Source organism: Phyllobacterium sp. CCNWLW183 (genome assembly GCF_037203775.1).
Taxonomy (GTDB): Bacteria; Pseudomonadota; Alphaproteobacteria; order Rhizobiales; family Rhizobiaceae; genus Phyllobacterium; species Phyllobacterium ifriqiyense.
In genome coordinates, this window is record NZ_JBBCBN010000004.1 from 237,123 (window position 1) to 259,243 (window position 22,121).

The window sequence follows — 22,121 nt, forward strand, 5'->3', positions numbered from 1 at the left end:
TTGAGGCGCAAATCGTTGATTGGACGATTCGACACGCCAATTTGTGTTTGACCGAAACTCTTCATTTACCATGCCAGTCACAATCGCTCGAAACCGGGTTTACGGCTCATTCGATCCCCCAGTTTTATCCTTTCCTTAAAGCCTCGTCTGCAAAAGTTAACGCTGACAAGAGTGCTTGAAAGAGCATTCATGAAATGACCGCTTTATCCGGGCGACAACCAGGGTTTTGCGGAAAGCAGGAAAAAATTGGTGCCGATTCATTCCGTCACACATTCTGACTTTGCCGGGGCTGACGCCCACCGGCGGCATGACTTTGCCGATGCCAGCTCGCGCCGGCGGCTTGATATTGCCGGTCGCTTCCACGATTTGTGCAGGCGTTGGGTCAATACATCCGTTGCCTGCCCGGTAACCCGTGAGCGCGATACGCGGATGGCGGGCGCGTTTCTTGCCATGCCTTTGGTGCTTGCAATGGCGGTGTTCACCAATCACCTGTTGGCTGGCGAAATGGCCGGTATTGTAAGCATAGTTATTGGCGTTCTGGCTTTGTCGATGATCTTCTGCGGTGCTCTGGCAATATCCAAGGATGGCCTGAAGATCGGCCTTGGTGCACTTATCGCTTATGGCGCATCTATTTGCGCTATCGGGATTGCTTCATCAGCACCAAATTTGCTGCTTTGGCTGCTGGCTGCCGCTGTGCCTGTTGAAGCCTGGTTCATTTATAGAAGCGAGCGTTCGCTGCGTTTGGCTGGCGCGATATCGGCGGCGATACTGGCTGTTCTGCTTATTGTGTCATTGCTCAAGAATGCAGAAGTTGGCCTTTCGCCGCTCTCGTTGCTGGCTTCTCTGGCCTATTCTGCAACATTGATTGTGCGGATAACGAAAGGACTTGTTCAGCGCGTTGCTGCCGCTCGCCGCGATGATCGCGTTGCCGATCTCGAAAGCGCCATTGATGGCGTGGTTATGAGTATTGGCAGCGACGGGCTGGTGAAATCACTTTCATCCAACGCCCAAGAACAGTTTGGTATTGCACGCAATCTGCTGATCGGCACGCCGCTGTTCGAGCGGGTGCACGTGGCCGATCGTGTTCAATTCCTTGGTTTCCTCAGCGACATGAAGCGCGGCGCGGCCAAAGCCCATGTCGATGTCAAGCTGCGTTGTGTTGCGCCGGCAGAGACTTGCGGCCAGCCACACCTTGTCAGGTTCGCAACTTATCATTTGAGCGCTGTGCCTCACAGCCAGGGCGAGGGCTTTCTTATCGTCGCAACGGATATCTCGCAGGCCGTTGCGGATCGCAACGCACTTGTTGCAGCGCGCCGCGAAGTTGAGACAGTCGAAATTACAAAAGGCCGTTTTCTGTCCACAGTGAGCCACGAACTGCGCACGCCGCTTAATTCCATCATTGGTTTTTCCGACATCCTGTTGCAGGAAATTTGCGGCAAGCTGCCCGATAGCCGCCAGCGCGAATATGTCGAGTTGGTGCATCGTTCCGGCAATCATCTGCTTTCAGTGGTCAATGCCATTCTCGATGTTTCGAAGATTGAAGCGGGAGCCTATCCTATCCATGCGGAAAGCTTCGCCTTCAAAGACACCGTGACAATGGTGCACGATATGATGGCGCATCAGGCTTTGCAGAAGAACGTCACCTTGTGCGATCGCGTCAGCCCCCGTATCGGCAATGTCGTTGCCGATAATCGCGCCATCCATCAGGTTCTGATCAATCTTGTGTCCAATGCGGTGAAATTCACCGAAGCTGGCGGCGTTGTGACGATCGACGCGCAGGTTGAAGATGACACGCTGATGTTCTCGGTCAGTGATACGGGCATCGGTATTGCCGAAGCAGATCTGAAGACTTTGGGCCAGCCTTTCCGCCAGGTGCAGAACGACTATACGCGCGCTCAGGAAGGCACTGGCTTGGGTCTTGCCACTGTAAAAGGGCTGATAGGTCTTCATGGCGGCGAACTGACGATCAAGAGCGTTCCAGGGCAGGGCACAATTGTTGACGTCCGTATCCCCCGCTCTGGCCGTATTATCGCCAGCGACGAGCGCAGCGAAGAGCCTGCCGCCAATATTGTCGACTTCAAAGAGATCAGCGATGTAAAGGGAGGTTCCCATGGGGAAGCCCGCAAGTCGGCCTAGCAGCCGGACCGCCAAGCGCCGCGCACCTAAACGAAGCCCTGCATTGCGGGCTTTGATTGCAGCCGGTGGTTTGATCGCCAGCAATCCTGGCATCGCAGGCGGCACAACCGCCTTTCTGGTCACGCTTGGTTTCATCTCGGCCAATGCGCTGTGGTATCAGCCGCATGTGCATGAGGGCGTCTTTTTCTCGACGCGGCCCGAATTGGTGTTCAAGCCGATAAAGCAGGAAAAGCCTGCTTTATCGGGAGAAAAACGGACATCTGTGGATGCACCAATCCGCAAGGTCAATTCTGTTCCGGTTCCGAAAAGCCAGGATGCAATTGCCGCTGCCATCAATGGTGACCCGGTATTGGGGCCGGGCGGCGATCCGGAAGTGGCACAGCTTCAGCAGAAACTGCTGGCCCTCGGCTTCTACAATGGAACGGTGGACGGTATTTCCGGCAAAGGCACACGCGCGGCTATCGAGGCCTACCGCAAGGCCAGCGCTGAGCTCGGTGTTGAGGCCGAGGCTCCAGTTGGCAATGCGGACGACACGACGGCAAGCATTGCTGTTCCGGCCAAGAAGCCGGATTCTGCTCCTGAAAAAGCAACGGTACAGAAAATTTCTGCTTCGTCGGCCAATGCCGAGGTGAACGATGCCGCAACAGGCGGCCTATCCGCACCGGAAATCGTACGCGTCCAGGCCGGTTTACGCGCATTCGGCAACGACAAAGTGGAAATCGACGGCAAGGTCGGTGAATCCACGAAGGTAGCCGTCAGTGAATTTCAGAAACTCTTCCGCCTGCCAGTAACGGGCGAGCCAGACGCGACGCTGTTGGCCAAGATGCAGGAAATCGGCCTTATCAACTAATTCACGCCCTGATGGCCTGCAAATGTCGTTTTTCTGTGCTCCGGTGCTTATGAACCCAAAAGTTCACTGCTCCGGTGCTCGAAATCCACCATTTTCGGCCCATCAGGACGCAAATTTCCGTCCCAGCAAGGATTTGTGCCCATGCGCCTGACATCTGACTTTTGGGTTTCAGCACTGGTGCGGAGGGTCAATGACACCGGCGCATTTGCTGCATTAAGCAACAGGGGAGCAATGGAAGCCGGAGCGATTTTCATCAAACTTCGCAATTCCGATGGCACATATGACCTGTTCGGTCCGGCTCCGCAAATGGTCTATGATGAGACAAAGCCCGACGAGCGCTTGTTTACACGACTGAAATCAGGCTCGGCTGAGATGGACATCAATGATGATCTGGAAAAGCAGAAGCGCTGGGACCGCGATCTTTGGATTGTTGAAATTGAGGATTATCGCGGGGATAGGTCTGAGTTGTTTTCGGTGGTTGATGTTTAGATTAAAAAGCTGAATGCAATGATCGTCCTTGCCAATGTGGGGAAATTGCAGCGGTCAGGAAACCTTTCGGGCTGTATTCTCGACATCCTTGGCCATCTCACGCAATTTCTGGCGCAGTGCCGCAGAGTTTTCCTGAATCTTCCAGCGTGCGACTGTAGCCCGGGCTTTTTCCTGGTCAATCTGGCGATAAGACTGGATGAACAGCCGCAGTGAATGCAGATCCTTATGCACCAGCCCGAAAAGACCGGTAAGGATGAGGTGTGACGCTTCCGCTGAAAGGCCAAGCGAGGCAAAGGCGATTGTCAATTCAGCATTGAGCCCGTGACCAATGATGCGCACTGTACTTTCCATGCCAAGATCAAGCGCGCGGGCAAATTCTTCCTGGAATTGAGTGGTCTGGTCCAGCAGGGCTGCATCGATCAATCGGTCGGCAAGCGCCTGATCGTCGGATTGCCCGATATCAGTGCTAAGCATCAGTTCCCGCAGTGCCTGCCGCGTTTCGCGAAGGCGCTCGGACTCTGGAGCCGCAACCGTGTCAACATCGGTCGACAGTTGAAATGCCAATGTGCGTTCGAGCGCGGGATCATCGAAACTGTGCAGCGCATCCAGCAATAATGGATCAGATGTTGTGCGGCGTGCTATCGCTCGGGCATGCCCAAGGCCTTTGCGCCGGATGATGTCAATAAGATCGCCGGTCTTCAGCACGGGAGAGCGCAGCAGGATGGGCGCAGAAATATCCACATCATCCTCGGCAAGAGCCATGATGAGACGGTGGGGCGCATGGGGTAATTCGGAAAGTACGGCTGCCGCATGCCGGCGCACGCGCGGAGAGGTGAGGGGCAGGAGAGGAACAGCGAGGTCTTCAAGCTGCTGCGCATCGCTTTTTGCCGGTCTCGCGACGCTGCAGAACGCAGTAATGGACGCGGTCAGGAGATCGTCAGCCTTGCTGCCGCCGCTGCGGTCTTCAAGCGCCCGAAACTCAGGATACTTCACGAACAAACTCCAACACTGCACGCAACGCAATAACAGCTTCTAAAATTAGCCGCTAAGCGTTAGCAAGTCGTTAACCATCGACGTGTCTTATTAAATAATGGCGCAAATCACGCGCATACGGCATAAGTACCAATAGGCATCTGCGTAGCATTCGAGTTCAGGAGAGCAACGAACCTTACGGATGGACCAAATGGGATTTGTAATCGCATTTCCGGGAAGCGCCAGAACGCGAAGCAACCGGGATCAGAAGAAACGTCAGGCGACAGCCGAGATCACAATCTTTCCCGGCGTGCGCTATGAACATTATTCAGCCCAGCCGCAAAAACGTGACAAGGCAAAGCTTCGTCGTCAGTTTTTCGACAATTTGCCCCAGCCGGGTTGATTTGAACCTGTTCTTGTAAATGCAGCTATGGAACTATCAGGACTCGCATATCAGGAGTCCCCTATGTTCATCGTTTCCCTTACCTACATCGCGCCGCTAGCCGATCTCGATGCAGCAATGGCAGATCATGTCGCCTTCCTCGAAAAGCACTACGCTACCGGAATGTTTGTAGCCTCGGGCCGGAAAATACCGCGTACCGGCGGCATCATTCTCGCCAAGGCTGAGAGTGAAGCAGTCCTGCGCAAAGTGCTTGAAGAAGACCCGTTTTACACACGCAAGCTCGCCAATATTGACGTGCAGGAGTTCGCGCCGTCAAAAGTGCAGCCGGGGCTTGAGGGATTGCTTTGAATCCCTCTTTCTGGGGGCTTGCAGTAGCACAGTGCGTGGTTCGTCTCGTCGAACCACGCATGTCATTCGTGCCAAGCGGTGGATGCAAATATTACTGCTGAACGCCCGGATAGGCCCAAAGGCCGGATACCCGCATCAGATCCCTGTAAATCACCAGGCGTTCATCGGCTGAAACCTTCGCTGCTTCTTCCACGGAAGGGGCATCCAGAGCCACAACCGGTACGACATTGGCGTCAAGATCATATTGCTTGAGCGCATCTTCCAGCAATGTCCGGGCACGGCGCATGTGGCTTGAACTTGTGACCAGGACGACGCTGTCAGCGCTGTGGCGGTTAAGAAGATTGGCGACATTGAGGACATTGCCCACAGTATCCTTTGACTTGTCTTCAATGAGAATGCGATCGCGGCTGACACCGCGCTCCACCAGCCACTTCATCATGACGTCGCCTTCGGTGACACCGGATTGCGGTTGGCCGCCTGTCACCATGATACGCGCTTCGGGATTAGCCTGCGCAGCTTTCAGCGCTACATCAAGCCGGTCCAGCAAGGGTTTTTCAGCTGTTCCATCCTTGGCCAAAGCATAACCCAAGGTGACGATCATGACTTTACCTGGAAGGATAGGCACATCGGTGTTCGGCTTTTCAGCAATGATCTGTTCGGCACGAACAAAACGCTGGCGATATGCCTCGGCGCGCTCGCGGTCGAGACCGGCCAACGCCTGATGCGCTAGGCTTGCTTCGGTTTCGTCATTGCGTATACGGCCCAGAGCCTCCAGCCATGCCTGTGCATCAAAAGAGGTTGGGTCCTTGGCAAGGATTTCCTCATAGGTCGCACGGGCTCCGTCGAGGTTTTTCTGCAGGATTTGCGATGACGCGACTGCAAACCGGAAATCCAGCCGTTCGGGCGCCAGCTTGGAAGCTTCTGCAAAGGATTGCTCAACCACATCGTAACGGCCATGCAGGGTGATGCCCTTGAAAATCTCGGCTTCGGCCTTTTTCACGTCACCGCCCGACCAGTAATATTGCATGCCGGTATCGACCAAAGTCTTGATACGCTCGGCGTTTTGCGTGTCATAGGCAAAGGCAAATGAAGTGCTTAGCGTCAGGGCAAGGGTTACAGCAGCAATCTTCTTCATAGTGTCCACTCTCTTTATCGGGTCGGTTGGTCGTACACATATTCTGTAACAGCGAAGCTACAATCCAAAGAAAATTTGCCTATCCAGACGCAAAACCGGGTTCTAGAGCAGCGGCGAACAGTTGGCATTTTTCAGGAAGGACGCAACCTGTTCGCCCCATGATTCATCGGGAACGAAACTACGGATAACAACAAAACCCTCATCCATATCGGCTTCGATCAGCACGGAGTTTTCAGCGGCTACGGGCTTGGATTTGTTGAGTTCAATCATTTGCAGAGGTGTTGCAATGACGAGATCCAACTGGTCGGCGATCGCTGTGCGATCGTTGATCGAGTAGATATTTTCGCCTTGGCGATTGTAAACCGAGATCGACCAGTAGGGCAGTGTGCCGATACCAGTTATATGCGCGGGCAGATCTGTAATATCAAAACGGCAGGCGGCGGCTTGAAACAAGGGGTCAAATGCGAGCCGTGCCATACCGGGCTTGGGTTCGCCGGTTGCCGTATGAAACTGCCAATCCTCGCCATAGGCCGAAATACGCGACCAGGCATTTCGATCCGAGTAATAGGGGACGAGCAACACAACGGCGATGTGAATAATACCTGCGCCGACCAGACCGAACAGAAGGGCGCGCAATAGCTTACCCATCGCAACTAATCCTTGTGATTGCCGGGAAGGTCATGTCGACAAGACCGGAATTGCTGCCCACCGGCGTGTCGTACAATGTCATCACCAAGGTCATCCGCCCGCTGCCCGAGGTGGCGAGCCAGTTTTCAGGCTGTGCCTTTGGCGAAACGGAAACGACGAATGCGCCATTCTCACCGCGCAGAATTTGCCGTGAATGCAATGCAGGCAGGCGGCCGGTGCCGGGATCGAGTGGTAATAAGGTGCGATCTGCCGCATAAAGTGTCCAAAAGCGTGAATTCGGGCTATTTCCGCTCAAACTGTAGGTGCATTGGCGGTCAAGCGCTGCGCCCGTATCATCATTGTAAGCGTAAAACGCCAGACCTTCGGCTGAACCCAGCGGAAAAGCGCCTTCGCGGGCGGCGCGCGCCTTGGCGTAAGGGTCGGAAAGCGGCGTGCCTGCATCCGGATGGGCAGTCCATTGCCCAATGGCGAGCGCGTTGAAGCCATCGAAACGATTCACCGCATACCATGCGCTCAGTGTTCCGCCGCCGACGGCAATCACAAGCGCAATAAGGGCGAGGAAGACATTACGAAGCATGAATGATGACTACACGGCGGCGCTGCTGCGTGCAATTAGCGCGCGGAAACTTTTGTAGGAAGCAAAGGCAATTTCAGCTTCGGTGATGTTTTCAGGGCCTGATCAATCTCACGAAGCACCTGCACAGTCGCATTCGAAAGAACGCGCGGACGCTCGCCAGCCTTGATAATTTCGCTATCGGCATCGGTGGTGCTGTTTTCAGCCACTACGTTTTCCTGCTTGGGCATGGTTGGATCGATGCCGGGAATAGCTTTCAAATCGATATTCTGGTGCGCATAATTCATGAAACGCTGCCACGTCATTGCGGGAAGAATGCCGCCTGTCAGTTCCTTGGTTGGCGTGAAATTATCATTGCCAAACCAAACCGCCGCCGTGAAATTACCGGTGAACCCGACGAACCAGGCATCGCGATAGCTCTGGGTCGTTCCCGTCTTGCCCGCGACACGCGTCATGGGAAGCACGGCGCGCCGTGCTGTACCCCATTCCGGCACCTGCGAGAGCATAATGTTCATGTTATTTGCGGCAGTCTCGGTCAGAACCCGATGGGGCTTTGGGCCATCCTTGCGCCAGTCCCAAAGCATGTCGCCATTCTGGCTCAATATCTGCGTGAACGCATGGCGCATGCCGACAATGCCGCCGGTCGCAAAGACGTTATAGCCCGTGGCTTGATCCATGACTGTCATGCCGGAGGTGCCGAGCACCATGGTCTTGTGCGAGCTGATCGGTGATTCAACGCCCATGGCTTTTGCCAATGCGACGATAGGAGCCGTGGTCAAATAATCCTTGGCGAGACGTACGGGCACCGTGTTGATCGATTTGACCAGAGCAGTCGTGAGATCAATCTTGCCCAGATATTTGCGGGAATAATTTTGCGGTGACCAATTGCCCCAAGACACTGCGCCTCCCGAAACGAGTGTTTTCGGAGTCATGCCCTTTTCCATGGCGGCAGCATAGACATAGGGCTTGAAGGACGAGCCCGCCTGCCGCAAGGCGGCGGTGGCGCGATTGAACTGACTGAGGCCATAGTCGCGCCCGCCGACGATCGCCCTTACGGCGCCATTGTTTTCCAGAACAACAATCGCAGCCTGCGCGACGTGATATTCCTTGCCATATTGGCGCAGATGATACTCGGCGGATTCTTCGGCGGCCTTCTGGATGCCGGTATCAAGTGTGGTGCGCACAACCAATGTATGGGTGCTGAAATTCTGCGCGACCTTGCGAACTTCGTCAAAGGCCCAGTCGAGGAAGTAATCCGGGCTTTCCAAACGTCCGCGATCAACCACTGTCGCAGGATTGCGCCGGGCCCCGACGACCTGTCCTTCCGTCATCAGACCACCCTGAACGAGATTACTGAGCACCACGTTCGCACGAGCACGGGCCGCAGGCAGATTGACGTGCGGGGCATATTTTGCCGGTGCCTTGAACAGTCCGGCCAGCATCGCCGCTTCAGCAAGATTCACGTCCTTGACGCTTTTGTTGAAGTAAAATTGCGATGCGGCAGCTATGCCGAATGTGCCACCGCCCATATAAGCGCGGTCGAGGTAGGTCTGAAGAATTTCTTTCTTGCTCAAATTGGCCTCAAGCCAAAGAGCCAGAAAGGCTTCCTTGATCTTTCGATCAAGACTGCGCTCATTGGTCAGAAACAGGTTTTTCGCCAGCTGCTGGGTAATTGTCGACCCGCCTTGCACAACCGAATTGGCGCGCAGATTTTCTGTCATTGCGCGGGAAAGACCAAGAAAATCAATGCCAAAATGGTCAAAGAAGCGCCGGTCTTCCGTGGCAAGGACAGCCTTTATGACGTGATCCGGCAATTCGTCAATCGGAACGGCACTGCGGTGGAGAATCCCGCGCTGGCCGATTTCATTGCCATAACGATCAAGAAAGGTGACGGCGAAATCGTCACGCGTGCGCCAGTTCTTATCAGTTTCGTGAAAGGCAGGTATCGCCAGCGTCAGCATGACCACGGAGCCAGCCGTGCCCCAGGTGAACCCTTCGCTCAAGACTTCAATAATGGCACGCCGCCAGCCGGAAACATGGAACCGGCGGAAAAATATCGTCAGATCTTCCCAGGTTTCGGCGGCACGGAAGCGCAACTCATAAAGCGTTGAATCGATCCATGCATCAAGCCCTAGCAATGGCGAGACTCTGAAACGTTTACGCTTGTCTGGCTTGGTCTCTTTCATCGAAACTCTGTGCCTGCCCTATATCCACATTCTTATAAAGAATATGGTGTATCCGATTACGCTTAACAGCTTCTGAAGTTCGCTATTTTGAAGCGTTGCCCTGTCATTTCACCCCAGAGGACAGATTAGCTCATTTTTATGTCCTGCGACAAGAGAAGCCTGAAAAACTTGCCTTTCGAGCATCGAAATGCCGCTTGAATTTTTCATTTGCAAATGGCTGCTTCTTATGGACTTCTGAGCGCCAGATATACAGGAGCGGGAACATGGCTATTGAACATTGGTTGGCATTTGTCGCAGCATCGGCAATACTTCTTGCTATCCCCGGGCCGACCATTCTTCTGGTAATTTCTTATGCGCTTGGCCATGGGAGGCGCTTTGCAATGGCGACTGTCGCGGGCGTTGCACTCGGCGATTTCACTGCCATGACTGCTTCCATGCTCGGCCTTGGCGCGCTGCTTGCCGCGTCAGCGACGATTTTCACCGCCTTGAAATGGATCGGCGCGGCCTATCTGATCTATCTCGGCATCAAACTATGGCGTGCGCCCGTGGCGGATGCTGTGACAGGTGAGACGCCAGCAAAAAATGAAAAGGCACTGCGTATATTCCTGCATACCTATGTCGTAACTGCGCTCAACCCGAAAAGCATTATCTTCTTCGTGGCGTTCCTGCCGCAGTTTCTCGATACGACACGGCCGATCCTCACCCAGATGATCATTTTCGAAACAACATTCCTCGTGCTGGCAACATTGAATGCCGGGGCCTATGCATTGATGGCCTCAATGGCACGGCAGACAATTCGCAAGCCTAGCGTCCAGCGCGTAGTCAATCGTACCGGCGGCTCGCTGATGATAGGTGCGGGGTTGCTGGCTGCCACATGGAAAAAGGCAGCATAAGAAAATTTACCTTTATAGGAAAATAGTCCTTGACTGCGTAACGGTCCTGCTGTAGATATTAGTCATCGTCGGAATTGTGACCAAGGCTTCCTCGCCGGTTAGCCGCGATATTTCAGGGATTTTTTATGACTGCTATTTATGCGATGGCCATGCGCCGGCGCAGCGCCTTTGCGTTGTGCCGCGAATACTGCATTGCCCCCCACGAGATTGCACCATTGCTGGGCGTTAACGAACAGCAGTTTCTAAACGGCATTTATCGCGATGGCTATTCGCTTGATGAGATACAGCAGGGTAACAGCCAGTTACATGCTGCGAGAAAAATCATGGAGCTTTTGCGCAAGGAGCTGGAAACACTGTCCAGTTTTGAAAACGAAATTCCAAGCAAGGCACGGCTCGACGCATTGGCCTTGCTGGCCCGCACTATCGACAAGGTGAGCGACCTTCAAGAGAGGTTTGATGCGGCGAGAGCACAGAGCGCCAGCGGTCTTTCGCCCGACGAGGTCGCGGCGGTTCTAAAACGAATTGATGAGAGGATCGATGAACTTGCCAACATCCGTGCAAGCGAGCTGGTCGAAACAAAATTTAAGCATGCGGGAGATACTGGCGGCCCATCCGGAATGGCTTTTTCAGGGGCGGACAACACAACAGCCGCCGCGAACTGATTGGCATACATGGCTGATCCTTGGCGGGCGAGGCTCCGGCAAGACACGAATGGGGGCGGAATGGGTCAATGGCATGGCCCTTGGGTTTGCGCCCTTTGATACATCGAAATCCATGCATATCGCTCTGGTCGGCGAAACATTGGCCGATGTCCGCGAGGTTATGATCGACGGCCCATCCGGCATCATGTCGGTTTCACGGGCCGAGCGCCCTCGCTTTGAAATGACAAGGCGTCGTCTACTCTGGAACAGTGGAGCGACGGCGTCGATGTTTTCATCAGAAGACCCTGAAAGCTTGCGCGGACCGCAATTTGATGCTGGCTGGGGCGATGAGTTGGCAAAGTGGAAAAATGTGCAGGCGACATGGGACATGTTGCAGTTCGGGCTGCGTCTTGGCCGAAATCCGAAGCAAGTGATCACAACCACACCGAAGCCGCTGCCTTTGTTAAAGAAGATGCTGGCCGATCCGAGCATTCCGGTGCGCCGCATGAAGATGTGCGAGAATGCGGAGTTTCTCGCTCCCGGTTTTGTCAAACATATTAGCGGGCTTTATGGCGATACCCGCCTTGGCAGACAGGAACTTGATGGCGAACTCATCGAGGAGAGCGAAGGCGCGCTCTGGTCGCGGCTGATGATGGAGGAGGTATTCTGCCCGAACGTGCCGGAATTGAAGCGCATTGTCATTGCCATTGATCCACCCGCAAGCGCCACGAAGAAGTCCGATGCTTGCGGGATCGTAGCCGCGGGGCTTGATGAGAAGGGTATTGGCTGGGTGCTTGCCGATGAAAGCTTCGCACCGGCCAAGCCGCATGAATGGGCGCGGCGTGCTATCGCTTTGTATTACAGGCTGGAAGCTGATCTGTTGATCGCGGAGATCAATCAGGGCGGCGACATGGTGTCGGCGGTGATTGCAGCCGAGGATATGAATGTTCCTGTAAAACCTGTGCGCGCCAATCGCGGCAAGGCGGTGCGTGCCGAGCCGGTTGCCGCGCTCTATGAGCAGAGCAGGGTGCGTCATGCGGCGCGATTTCCACTGCTTGAGGACGAGATGTGTGACTTCTCCCACACGGGCCTTTCCAATGGCCGCTCCCCTGACCGCGTGGATGCGCTGGTCTGGGCATTAAGCGATCTGTTCGGCAGACGCGAAAGCCGGCCACGGGTGCGTGTGGTCGGCTAACGATAATGCACTTGTAAACTCCACAACAGAAAGAATTTCACTCATGGCAATCAATTGGCCGTGGCGCAAAAGCGCTGCGAACCAGAACCCGCATCTGCAGCAAAAGTCGGCGCAGGGTTTCGTTGCTCTGCAATTTGACCGGGAAGCCCGCTGGTCGCAAAGCGGCTATGTCGGCCTCTCGCGGCAAGGTTTCATGCGCAATCCGGTCGCCTATCGCTGCATAAGACATTTGGCGGAAGCAGCCGCAGCCACACCATGGCTGCTTTATGAGGGCAAGGCAGAACATGGCGAGCACCCGCTGCTTGAGCTTTTGGCCAATCCACATCGCGGCACGGATGGAGCAAGCTTCTTTGAGGCGCTTTACGGGCATATTCTTCTGTCGGGGAATGCCTATATCGAGCGCGTGCAAGGCGGCAGGGGAGCAAGCGAACTACATTTGTTGCGCCCGGATCGTGTGCGTGTGCTCGCCGATGACAATGGCTGGCCGGTCGCTCTGGCCTATGACGCGGGAGCGCAAAAGCGCACAATCCCGCTTGATGAAGGGCGGGGCCTGCATCTGAAACTGTTTCATCCGCTCGATGACCATTACGGCTTTGCTCCACTGGAAGCGGCTTTGATGGCGCTGGATATTCACAATGCTTCCGGCAACTGGAACAAGGCGCTTTTAGACAATTCGGCGCGACCTTCCGGTGCGCTGGTCTATGCGCCGGGCGAGACAAGCCACCTCACCGAAGATCAATTTGAGCGGCTCAAAAGCGAACTGGAAGAAGGATATACGGGTGCGGCAAAGGCTGGGCGACCTTTGCTGCTGGAGGGCGGACTTGACTGGAAAAGCATGGGGCTTTCGCCGCTCGACATGGACTTCATTGCGGCAAAGAACACGGCAAGCCGGGATATCGCGCTCGCCTTTGGCATTCCACCCATGCTGCTAGGCATTCCGGGCGACAATACCTATGCCAATTATGCCGAGGCTAATCGCGCCTTCTATCGCCTGACTGTGCTGCCCTTGGTGATACGCACGGCAAAGGCAATGAGTAACTGGCTTGGCCCTGTGTTCGGCAAGGATCTGCGTCTTGAGCCTGATCTCGACCGCATTGATGGTCTGGCTCAGGAGCGCGACGCGCTATGGGCGCGTATCTCCGCTGCTCCATTCCTCAGCGACGAGGAGAAGCGTGAAGCAGTCGGCTACGCGCCGCAATAATGCGGGCAATGATGCGTAAAATCAAAGACTTAGAGTGTCGTTTTGAATCTGTCAAAACGCCAAACGCTCTAGGAAAATTGACGGAGAAAATCATGACAAACTGGTCCGATGCCGCCTGGATATTGGCGGCAAAGGCGGCGGGAGCTATTGCTGGCTCTGCTGTCTCTCTCGCCTATATGCTGCCGCGCGATAAAAGCGATGCGGCCATCCGCTTCATCGTTGGCATTGTCTGCGGCCTTGCTTTCGGCGGTGTTGCCGGAATCAAGATCGCCGCGGAACTCGATATTCGCGGCCAGCTTGGTGATGGCGAACTGATGCTGATGGGGTCTGCCGCGGCAAGCCTCGCAGCCTGGACAGCGCTGGGCGTATTCGCCCGGATCGCTGCACGTATGGGCGAGACAAAAGCACCGCCTGTTGGGTCGGATTCCTCCGACAAGGGGGATGCCGCCAATGCAGGTTAGCCTCGACCTTGCGCAAAAAGCCATTGCGGGCATTGAGAGGAAGTTTACCGGCCTCACGATTGAAAACGTCTCTGCGGATGGCAGTTTTACCGGCTATGCCAGTCTGTTCGGCGAAATCGACCTTGGTAAGGACGCCATAGAAGCGGGCGCTTTTCTGAAATCGGTGCGCGAACGGGGAGCAGGCGGTATACGCATGCTCTGGCAGCACGATCCCAACCAGCCAATTGGCGTGTGGACAGTTGTGCGCGAGGACAAGCGCGGACTTTATGTCGAGGGCAAGCTGGCAAAGGGCGTTGCCAAGGCGCAGGAGGTGTTGGAACTCATGCGCTCCGGCGCGGTGGATGGCCTCTCCATCGGTTTCAAAACCGTGCGCGCCAAGACGGATGGCGCTGGCGTGCGGCATATCCACGAGGCGGACCTTTGGGAAATCTCTGTAGTCACCTTTCCCATGCTGCCTTCGGCCAGAGTGGGGCAGGTGAAAAGCCAACCGCCCGCCAGGCAGATGCCGGCCTATACACATCGACTAAGGCTGTTGTGGAACATCAAAGCGAATGAACTGCTGCTGAGCGCACTGAAGCGCGCAACACCAAGTCATTATAACCGCCGCTGGATCGAAAATCTGGAAGCGGAAAATCTGGAGCTGAAGCGTCGCTCGACGCTTTATGAGGCGTTCCAGCACTGGCTTTCGTTGAAATTTGATCCGAACCAGCCACGCGTTTCGGCAGAGAGGCGGCAAATTGGAATGATTGCAGAACACCTGTCGGAATTCCTAAAGACCTTTATCTGGTAACAAATTTTCTTTTCGAAGAAGACGGGGTCTCTGAGCGGAATTTTCCCGACAATGCCTATCTTCTCTATTTAAACAATCGGCAGCAAAATCCTGGCCGCTGTCAAAACAAAGGCCGAACCATCGTAAAATTACGAACGGTACAGAGCTGATCAACGGCGGCTGATCTCTGGTCGCTTAAACCCTGCCAGACATGCGCGTCTTTGCCTTTGCCCCAAACCTTGGGGCGAAGCGATTGCCTATGCGCATTCTGATGTCCTCTTTAACAACCGAAGGAAAAATAATGAACGAATACAATGACGTACTGGAAACAAAGACTCTGGAAGGCATGGAGAGCTTCGACGAATTTGCCCGAACATTTGACGAGTACAAAGCAACCAATGACTATCGCCTGGGCGCGCTCGAAAAAAGTTCCCGTGTAGATGTTCTCACGAATGAAAAGCTACAGCGACTTGACGAAGCTCTGGACATGCAAAAGCGGGCAATGGAGCAGCTTGAACTGAAGCAGGTGCGTCCCGCTCTGGATGGCGGTGTCAGCCCGTTGCGCTCGCTGGAGCATAAGAACGCTTTTGAAAGCTATGTCCGGCGCGGCGATGAAAGCGGCGTACGATCACTTGAGGCCAAGGCTCATTCGATCGGTTCGGCTTCCGATGGCGGCTATTTGGTGCCCCAGGAACTTGAAACCGAAATCGGAACGCGACTGGCGCAAATATCGCCCATCCGCAGTATCGCCACGGTAGGACAGGTATCCGGTTCAGTTTTGAAGAAGCCGTTTTCGATCAAGGGACCATCCGTAGGCTGGGTTAGCGAGACCGACATACGTCCGCAGACTGAAGGCTCCAAATTGGCTGAGCTGCAATTTCCGACCATGGAGCTCTATGCCATGCCGGCGGCAACATCCTCGCTGCTCGATGACGGCGTGGTTGATGTGGAACAATGGATTTCTGCCGAGGTGGAAACGGCTTTTGCCGAGCAGGAAGGCAAGGCCTTTATCAATGGCGACGGGGTCAACAAACCACGCGGCTTCCTGACCTATGACACAGTGGCAGAGTCCGCCTGGGGCTGGGGTAAACTCGGCTCGCTATCGACTGGCGTCGCCGGGGCGTTTTCCGCCAATGATGCTTCGGATGTTCTGCTCGACACAATCTATGCGCTGAAAGCCGGTTATCGCCAAAATGCCAATTGGGTGATGAATCGCAAAACGCAGGCGGCTATCCGCAAGCTTAAGGACAAGGATGGCAACTATCTCTGGACGCCGCCCGCAACGCCCGGCACGCAGGCATCACTGCTGGGCTTTGGCCTCGTTGAGGCTGAAGATATGCCTGACATGGCCGACAAATCTGCTGCCATTGCCTTCGGTGATTTTGCAAGAGGATATCTGGTGGTGGATCGCACAGGCGTGCGCGTCCTGCGCGATCCTTACTCCGCCAAGCCCTACGTTTTGTTCTACACGACCAAGCGTGTGGGCGGTGGCCTTCAGGACTTCAATGCGATCAAGCTGCTTAAGTTCGGCGTCTGATCATCCAGTCCGGGCGGTCTTGCGGCCGTCCGGACTTCTTCTACCAATGTCGAATTGACCGCACTAAAGATTCACATAGTTTTGAAGGATGCGTTTTCAACGGATTATCGTGCTGATTTTTAGCCTGACACTCGGCTGCACAGGTCCATCGACTTGTTTCGCAGGGGAAATTGCGGTTTCGGACAAGTTGGCCGAATTCCTTGAGCGGTATCGGTGTCCGGTCATTGCGCGATTGGCAAAAATTCATTCGAGTGCAGGTCGCGAGACTGAACTTGACCGTTATCTAATTCTTTCCACCGAACGTTCGCAGAACTATGTGCAATGCAGGTTCGTCGATGATGATAAGCGCATGTTGTGTGAGGCATCTTCAGGTTTTTTTGGCCCGAAGGAAGGTGAGGCGGGTTATTACCAAATGGACCCGAACGGGATCGATAGTCTGGCAAGACTGGGATTCTCGATGGATGGTACGCAAGGTAATTATCAGGCGATTATTGATAGTCCCGAACCCGCTGCTTACGGCAAAGTGGCTGAGTTTTTGCTGAGTGCACTCTATGGCGGATACAGCCTATCCTTGGATACTCAGATTATGATCAACATGGCAAAAGATCATGAACGCAAAATAGAAGACTGCTCCAACCTGCCGACCGGCTAGCCGTCTAATCTCATTTCAATCAACGCTGCGATGCCTTGATCGAGACCGAATAATTCCAACTCGGAACGAGACCCTGAACATGACAATGACACTGATAAAGCCGCCGGCTCTTGAGCCGGTGACGCTGGCAGAGGTGCGCCAATTTTTGCGCCTCACAGATAATAGCGAAGACGGACTGCTTGATGGACTTATCAAAGCAGCGCGCGAAACGTTGGAAACGCAGACGGGCCTTGCTCTGATCTGCCAAACCTTCCGGCTTTACATCGATCAATGGCCGACCGCCGGAGTGATAAAACTGCGGAAATGTCCGGTCCAGTCCATTGTTTCGGTGAGTGCATATCATGTTGACGGAACGCCGGTGCAGGTAGCGGCTGAGGATTTGCATCTGGAATCTGCTTCACGCCCAGCACGATTATACCTTGGCTCACGCACGGCCAATTCCGTTGCCTTGGAAGTGGATTTCGTTGCCGGTTTCGGTGAAACAGGCAAGGATGTACCCGATGCGTTGCGCCATGCCATCTTGACGCTTGTGGCCCATTGGTACGAGTTTCGCGGCGTTTATGGCGCTGCGCAACAGCCTGTCTCCTATCCTCCTGCGTTCGAGCGGGCGGTAGGACTTTGGCGCAAGGTTTCATTTTGATGGCGACGCTGTTCATTGATCCGGGCAGTCTCAACCAAGGGTTGCTGCTGGAAAAATCTTCCATGTTGGCTGGAGAAGCGGGCGAACTGGAGGAAAGCTGGAGCGAAATCGCCAACCTTTGGGCTCAAATTGAACCAGTTGGACCGGGAGTGCGATTGCTGGGCGAGCAGCAACTTGCCGAGCTGAGCCACAGGATTACATTGCGGCACCGCGCCGATATTTCCACGAGCATGCGTTTTCGCAAGGGTGCGCGCATATTTCAGATACTGACATTGTATGACCCTGACGAGACGGGACGCTATCTGGTCGCACGTGTGAGCGAGGAGGGCAGATGAAGGTAACCATGCAACTCACTTTGGCCGATCTGGTCCGTACATTGCGTTGGCAAGCGATGGAGCTGATGGAAGAAGCCGCTGAAAAGGCGAGCAGGGCTCAAAAACAATCCCCACCCCCAAGAGATGACAAGTCATGAAAAGTGCCGGGTTGGAACTGCAAAAGGCATTGCTGGCGTGTTTGAAAATCGACGGTGCGCTGGAAAGGCTGATTGCGGGACGGGTTTATGACCGCGTGCCGTTAAAAGCCGAGTTTCCCTATGTAACGTTGGGTTCTTCCAATATTTACGACTGGAGCACGGCGACCGAACGCGGCAGCGAGCACCTGTTTACGCTCAATATCTGGAACAGGGCGAGCGGTCGTAAAACCGTGTTCGAGATCATGAATGTGATCGAACACCTGTTGGAGCGCTCACAATTGGTGCTGAGCGGCCACCGGCTCACGAATTTGAACCTGCAATATTCGCAGGCACGCGCCGAGGACGCTCAGGATGGGTATCTGGGCGTATTGCGCTACCGGGCGGTGACAGAAGACCTGTCCGGTTGAGATTTGAAAAATCCATTTGAAAGGAACACCAATGGTCGCCCAAAGAGGCAAGGATATTCTATTGAAGATTGCGGGTGCGGAAGGTGGCTATGTCACTTGCGCGGGCATGCGCTCCAAACGCCTGGCTTTCAACACGGAAACTGTTGATGTGACAGATGCTGACGCAGCCGGACGCTGGCGGGAGCTGCTCGGCGGCAGTGCTGTTCAACGGGCATCAATCAGTGGTTCGGGCATCTTCAAGGATGCACATTCGGATAATCTGTTCCGGCAGGCATTTTTTGACGGCTCTATCCCTGACTGGCAGATCGTACTTCCGGGCTTTGGCCTGTTGCAGGGTTTATTTCAGATCGTCGCGCTGGAATATGGCGGCGCGCATAATGGCGAGGTCACGTTTGAAATTGCTCTGGAGTCGGCCGGGCCAGTCAAGTTCACGGAGATCGCATGATGGTGAACCGGCATCGCGGCGAAATTAGCGCCATGCTTGATGGGCGTGAATGGACATTGTGTTTGACCCTGGGTGCATTGGCGGAGCTTGAAGCGTCATTTGGCGCCGAAGATCTGGCTGTGCTGCTGAAGCGGTTTTCTACCAGCCCGCTTTCAGCCGGTGACATTCTCAAAATCATTACAGCGGGACTACGCGGCGGCGGAAACGCTGTGGCTCTTGATGAAGTATCGCAAATGCGCGCTGAAGGCGGTGCGACTGGATTTGCTCGCATTGTCAGTGAAATTTTAAGCGCAACCTTCGGTGAATCAAAATCGGAACCGGCGGAGGTAACCCTCTGATAATGGATGGGAATTCTACTGAGCCATTTCCCTGGGCAGCGATGATGGCAGCCGGGTTTGGTGTGTTGAGACTCTCATCGGCTGAATTCTGGGCGATGACGCCGCGTGAACTGAACGCAGCATTTTATCGACCGCCCTCACGGGCTGCACTGACGCAGTGTGAGCTTCAGCAAATGATGCAAGTCTTTCCGGATAAACAGCAGGAAATCAATGCCTGAAAATCTAACAGTAAAAATGGACGTTGACACCGGCGGAATGGATCGCGCACTGGATGACTTGCAGAAGAAATCCGATTTGTTCGGACGCACCCTGACCAGTTCGCTGAAAAGCGCCGCAATAAGTGGCAAAGGGCTGGACGATGTTCTGAAGCAAGTGGCGATGAACATCGCCGGTATGGCGCTGAATTCCGGATTGAAACCATTGCAGGACATGGCTTCGGACCTGTTTTCCAATTTCATTGGAAGCTTCATGGCAAATCCTGGTACCTTCAAGGGACCGGTACCGATCCCAGCTGACCGGCCAACAGCCTTTGCGAAAGGCGGCATTATCGACACTCCGACCTATTTCAATGCTGGCGGCTCCCTTGGGCTTATGGGCGAAGCGGGCAGCGAGGCGATCATGCCACTCGCACGAGGACCGGATGGGCGCCTTGGCGTGGCCACACAGGGCGGCAGCTCGCCGGTCCATGTCACATTTAACGTCACTGCGACGGATGCTGCTTCGTTCCGCAAATCCGAGGCGCAAGTAACGGGCATGCTGGCACGCGCCGCACGCCGGGGCGCAAGAACGCTTTAAGGATAAAGTATGGCAGATTTTCACGACGTCCGCTTTCCGGCGGCTGTCTCCTTTGGTGCGACCGGTGGACCGGAATGGCGCAATGAAATCGTGCCGCTCACGTCCGGATTCGAGCAGCGCAATGCACGCTGGTCCCAGTCGCGACGCCACTATGACGCTGGTACCGGATTGCGTTCGCTGGCGGACCTTGAAGAGGTGATGGCATTTTTTGAGGCGCGGCGGGGCTCGCTGCATGCCTTCCGGTTTCGCGATCCCTTTGATCATCTATCGGGCAAATCCGGCATGCCAATCGCTGCCACGGATCAGATGCTTGGGCTGGGAGACGGGCACAATGGAGTGTTCCAACTCATCAAGCGTTATGGCGAGCACGTAAGGCCTATCACCAAGGTGGAAAAAGACAGCGTGCGGGTGGCCGTAGCGGGCATAGAGCACAAAGAGGCGATCGACTTTGTTGTTGAGTTGATCAGCGGGAAGATCATTTTCCAGCCCGGGAAAATACCCAAACAGGGCGCAGCAGTGAGTGCGGGATTCGGTTTCGATGTACCCGCGCGGTTCGACACAGACCGCCTGATGATCAGCCTTAGATCATTCAGCGCCGGTGATATTCCGTCCATTCCCATTATTGAGGTCAAGGCATGAGCTCTTTGCCGGCAACGCTTGAATCACATCTTTCAGGCGAGATAACAACGCATTGTTTTTGCTGGATCATCCGGCGAACAGACAAGATTGTATATGGCTTCACCGATCACGACAAAACATTGCGTATTGAAGGCGTATCCTGCGAACCGCAAACTGGATTGAGTGCCAGTGAAGCCACAAGCGCATTGGGTCTGAGTGTCGATACCGCAGAAATCGAAGGAGCGCTTTCTTCGCTTGCTATTTCCGATAATGACATTGAGCGGGGTGCATTCGATGGGGCGGCGGTCGAGACGTTTCTCGTCAATTGGGCATCGCCTGAACAATATGCCTTGTTGCGTTCATCGCGTATCGGCGCAATCACCCGCTCGGGCGGGCGGTTTGTTGCAGAACTCAAAAGCAGTTCCGTTGATCTCGACAAGATAAGCGGTCGTCGGGTAACCCGGCAATGCGATGCGCGGCTGGGTGACAGCCGGTGCGGTTACAAAAGCCGCGCACAGGAGGGGAGTGTAACTAGGCTGATCTCGGACCGCGAGGTTGTGGTTGCCGGTTTGCAGCCATCGGACAACAACTGGTTTCGCAATGGAACGTTGACCTGGGACAATGGCAGCAGGAATGTCGTACTGGCATACCAGACTCACAGTGAGGGTATCCGCCTGAGCTTGCGGGATTCTCCAATTCCAGACATCAAAATAGGCGATACATTTCTGCTTGATGCCGGTTGTGACAAGAGCTTTGCGCAGTGCAAGGCAAAATTTGCAAATGCCTTGAACTTTTGTGGTTTTCCTCATCTGCCAGGCAATGATGCAGTCTACAATTTTGCAGACGGCAAAGGCAATTTTGATGGCGGGCCGCTGGTCCCATGACGATCGCACAGGACGTTCTGGCTGAAACCCGGCTTTGGCTTGGCACACCCTATCGTCACCAAGGTTCCAAGTGTCAGGTCGGGTGCGATTGCCTTGGTCTTGTCCGCGGAATATGGCGAGCACTTTATTACCGCGAGCCGCAGGACATCGCAGCTTATTCTCCGGACTGGGCTGAATCAGGCGGTGGTGACGCATTGCTGGAGGCTGCGCACAGGCACATGATTCCGAAAGATCCGGCAGAGGCAATCCCCGGCGACATGCTTGTATTCCGCTGGCGTGACGGAGTTTCCGCAAAGCATCTGGGCATACTGACTAGCCCGGATAGTTTTACACATGCCTATGAAGGACACTGCGTCATGGATTCAGCGCTGATCCCGCAATGGCGCAGGCGGATTGCTGGCGTGTTTGGATTTCCTCAATAATTTGAAGTAT

General features: G+C 54.7%; 28 protein-coding genes and 1 pseudogene. 24 read left to right on the forward strand and 5 right to left on the reverse strand.

Annotated features, from left to right (window positions below):
• Positions 1-249 precede the first annotated feature (249 nt).
• The 3 genes from V9K95_RS11620 (at position 250) to V9K95_RS11630 (ending at position 3,475) form a co-directional block, all read left to right on the forward strand.
• Positions 250-2,136: a sensor histidine kinase gene (locus V9K95_RS11620; protein WP_336440917.1), complete on the forward strand. Its 1,887-nt coding sequence runs from the start codon at positions 250-252 to the stop codon at positions 2,134-2,136.
• Entirely contained in the window at positions 2,111-2,986 is an 876-nt protein-coding gene (locus tag V9K95_RS11625; RefSeq protein ID WP_336440918.1) for a peptidoglycan-binding domain-containing protein, read from the forward strand. Before V9K95_RS11620 ends, V9K95_RS11625 begins: the two co-directional genes overlap by 26 nt.
• A gap of 141 nt (positions 2,987-3,127) precedes the next feature.
• Entirely contained in the window at positions 3,128-3,475 is a 348-nt protein-coding gene (locus tag V9K95_RS11630; protein ID WP_115051954.1) for a DUF1491 family protein, read from the forward strand.
• Between the two features lie 54 nt (positions 3,476-3,529).
• Here the strand turns inward: V9K95_RS11630 and V9K95_RS11635 are convergent, their stop codons facing one another.
• Positions 3,530-4,468 carry a DUF2336 domain-containing protein gene (locus tag V9K95_RS11635; RefSeq protein WP_336440919.1) on the reverse strand — a complete coding sequence of 313 codons (939 nt, stop codon included), beginning with the start codon at positions 4,466-4,468 and terminating at the stop codon, positions 3,530-3,532.
• A gap of 190 nt (positions 4,469-4,658) precedes the next feature.
• Here V9K95_RS11635 and V9K95_RS11640 point away from each other — a divergent pair, with 190 nt between their 5' ends.
• Both V9K95_RS11640 and V9K95_RS11645 read left to right on the forward strand, forming a co-directional pair.
• Positions 4,659-4,850, forward strand: coding sequence for a hypothetical protein (locus V9K95_RS11640; protein WP_162802427.1), 192 nt, complete (start codon positions 4,659-4,661; stop codon positions 4,848-4,850).
• Between the two features lie 63 nt (positions 4,851-4,913).
• Positions 4,914-5,198 (forward strand): YciI family protein, encoded by a 285-nt coding sequence (locus V9K95_RS11645; protein ID WP_336440920.1) that lies wholly within the window; start codon positions 4,914-4,916, stop codon positions 5,196-5,198.
• A gap of 91 nt (positions 5,199-5,289) precedes the next feature.
• Here the strand turns inward: V9K95_RS11645 and V9K95_RS11650 are convergent, their stop codons facing one another.
• The 4 genes from V9K95_RS11650 to V9K95_RS11665 form a co-directional block, all read right to left on the reverse strand.
• Positions 5,290-6,333: a YdcF family protein gene (locus V9K95_RS11650; protein ID WP_336440921.1), complete on the reverse strand. Its 1,044-nt coding sequence runs from the start codon at positions 6,331-6,333 to the stop codon at positions 5,290-5,292.
• Positions 6,334-6,435: 102 nt separating this feature from the next.
• The gene (locus tag V9K95_RS11655) at positions 6,436-6,981 is read right to left on the reverse strand and encodes a DUF1254 domain-containing protein (RefSeq protein ID WP_115051949.1); all 546 of its coding nucleotides are present in this window, start codon (positions 6,979-6,981) and stop codon (positions 6,436-6,438) included.
• Entirely contained in the window at positions 6,974-7,558 is a 585-nt protein-coding gene (locus V9K95_RS11660; RefSeq protein WP_115051948.1) for a DUF1214 domain-containing protein, read from the reverse strand. The genes V9K95_RS11655 and V9K95_RS11660 overlap by 8 nt, the downstream gene beginning before the upstream one ends.
• 35 nt (positions 7,559-7,593) lie before the next feature.
• Positions 7,594-9,741 (reverse strand): transglycosylase domain-containing protein, encoded by a 2,148-nt coding sequence (locus V9K95_RS11665; protein ID WP_115051947.1) that lies wholly within the window; start codon positions 9,739-9,741, stop codon positions 7,594-7,596.
• 263 nt (positions 9,742-10,004) lie between these two features.
• On the opposite strand from V9K95_RS11665, the gene V9K95_RS11670 reads away from it, so the two are divergent.
• From V9K95_RS11670 to V9K95_RS11760, 19 genes and pseudogenes are all read left to right on the forward strand, one after another.
• The gene (locus V9K95_RS11670) at positions 10,005-10,634 is read left to right on the forward strand and encodes a LysE family translocator (RefSeq protein ID WP_115051946.1); all 630 of its coding nucleotides are present in this window, start codon (positions 10,005-10,007) and stop codon (positions 10,632-10,634) included.
• Positions 10,635-10,759: 125 nt separating this feature from the next.
• Positions 10,760-11,296: a hypothetical protein gene (locus tag V9K95_RS11675; RefSeq protein ID WP_307283641.1), complete on the forward strand. Its 537-nt coding sequence runs from the start codon at positions 10,760-10,762 to the stop codon at positions 11,294-11,296.
• Complete coding sequence (locus V9K95_RS11680; RefSeq protein WP_336440922.1) at positions 11,223-12,470, forward strand: DNA-packaging protein; 1,248 nt, start codon at positions 11,223-11,225, stop codon at positions 12,468-12,470. The genes V9K95_RS11675 and V9K95_RS11680 overlap by 74 nt, the downstream gene beginning before the upstream one ends.
• A 43-nt stretch (positions 12,471-12,513) precedes the next feature.
• Entirely contained in the window at positions 12,514-13,671 is a 1,158-nt protein-coding gene (locus V9K95_RS11685) for a phage portal protein (protein ID WP_336440923.1), read from the forward strand.
• A gap of 92 nt (positions 13,672-13,763) precedes the next feature.
• Positions 13,764-14,132 (forward strand): DUF6107 family protein, encoded by a 369-nt coding sequence (locus V9K95_RS11690; RefSeq protein WP_336440924.1) that lies wholly within the window; start codon positions 13,764-13,766, stop codon positions 14,130-14,132.
• Positions 14,122-14,625, forward strand: a pseudogene (locus V9K95_RS11695) (HK97 family phage prohead protease); the annotation flags it as partial. The gene V9K95_RS11690 and the pseudogene V9K95_RS11695, both read left to right, overlap by 11 nt.
• A 577-nt stretch (positions 14,626-15,202) precedes the next feature.
• Entirely contained in the window at positions 15,203-16,438 is a 1,236-nt protein-coding gene (locus V9K95_RS11700) for a phage major capsid protein (protein ID WP_336440925.1), read from the forward strand.
• 187 nt (positions 16,439-16,625) lie between these two features.
• Entirely contained in the window at positions 16,626-17,090 is a 465-nt protein-coding gene (locus tag V9K95_RS11705) for a hypothetical protein (RefSeq protein ID WP_336440926.1), read from the forward strand.
• Positions 17,091-17,169: 79 nt separating this feature from the next.
• Positions 17,170-17,730: a head-tail connector protein gene (locus V9K95_RS11710; protein WP_336440927.1), complete on the forward strand. Its 561-nt coding sequence runs from the start codon at positions 17,170-17,172 to the stop codon at positions 17,728-17,730.
• Positions 17,730-18,065: a phage head closure protein gene (locus V9K95_RS11715; protein WP_336440928.1), complete on the forward strand. Its 336-nt coding sequence runs from the start codon at positions 17,730-17,732 to the stop codon at positions 18,063-18,065. Before V9K95_RS11710 ends, V9K95_RS11715 begins: the two co-directional genes overlap by 1 nt.
• On the forward strand, positions 18,062-18,202 hold the full coding sequence (locus V9K95_RS11720) for a hypothetical protein (RefSeq protein WP_336440929.1): 141 nt from the start codon (positions 18,062-18,064) through the stop codon (positions 18,200-18,202). The genes V9K95_RS11715 and V9K95_RS11720 overlap by 4 nt, the downstream gene beginning before the upstream one ends.
• Complete coding sequence (locus V9K95_RS11725) at positions 18,199-18,609, forward strand: DUF3168 domain-containing protein (RefSeq protein ID WP_336440930.1); 411 nt, start codon at positions 18,199-18,201, stop codon at positions 18,607-18,609. Before V9K95_RS11720 ends, V9K95_RS11725 begins: the two co-directional genes overlap by 4 nt.
• A 31-nt stretch (positions 18,610-18,640) precedes the next feature.
• On the forward strand, positions 18,641-19,054 hold the full coding sequence (locus tag V9K95_RS11730) for a phage major tail protein, TP901-1 family (RefSeq protein WP_336440931.1): 414 nt from the start codon (positions 18,641-18,643) through the stop codon (positions 19,052-19,054).
• On the forward strand, positions 19,054-19,392 hold the full coding sequence (locus V9K95_RS11735; protein WP_435530246.1) for a gene transfer agent family protein: 339 nt from the start codon (positions 19,054-19,056) through the stop codon (positions 19,390-19,392). Before V9K95_RS11730 ends, V9K95_RS11735 begins: the two co-directional genes overlap by 1 nt.
• Before the next feature lie 2 nt (positions 19,393-19,394).
• On the forward strand, positions 19,395-19,610 hold the full coding sequence (locus tag V9K95_RS11740) for a rcc01693 family protein (RefSeq protein WP_336440933.1): 216 nt from the start codon (positions 19,395-19,397) through the stop codon (positions 19,608-19,610).
• The gene (locus V9K95_RS11745) at positions 19,603-20,187 is read left to right on the forward strand and encodes a phage tail tape measure protein (protein ID WP_336440934.1); all 585 of its coding nucleotides are present in this window, start codon (positions 19,603-19,605) and stop codon (positions 20,185-20,187) included. Before V9K95_RS11740 ends, V9K95_RS11745 begins: the two co-directional genes overlap by 8 nt.
• 9 nt (positions 20,188-20,196) lie before the next feature.
• Complete coding sequence (locus tag V9K95_RS11750) at positions 20,197-20,826, forward strand: DUF2460 domain-containing protein (RefSeq protein ID WP_336440935.1); 630 nt, start codon at positions 20,197-20,199, stop codon at positions 20,824-20,826.
• Positions 20,823-21,689 (forward strand): DUF2163 domain-containing protein, encoded by an 867-nt coding sequence (locus tag V9K95_RS11755; RefSeq protein WP_336440936.1) that lies wholly within the window; start codon positions 20,823-20,825, stop codon positions 21,687-21,689. Before V9K95_RS11750 ends, V9K95_RS11755 begins: the two co-directional genes overlap by 4 nt.
• Positions 21,686-22,111 (forward strand): NlpC/P60 family protein, encoded by a 426-nt coding sequence (locus tag V9K95_RS11760; RefSeq protein ID WP_336440937.1) that lies wholly within the window; start codon positions 21,686-21,688, stop codon positions 22,109-22,111. Before V9K95_RS11755 ends, V9K95_RS11760 begins: the two co-directional genes overlap by 4 nt.
• Positions 22,112-22,121: the final 10 nt, after the last annotated feature.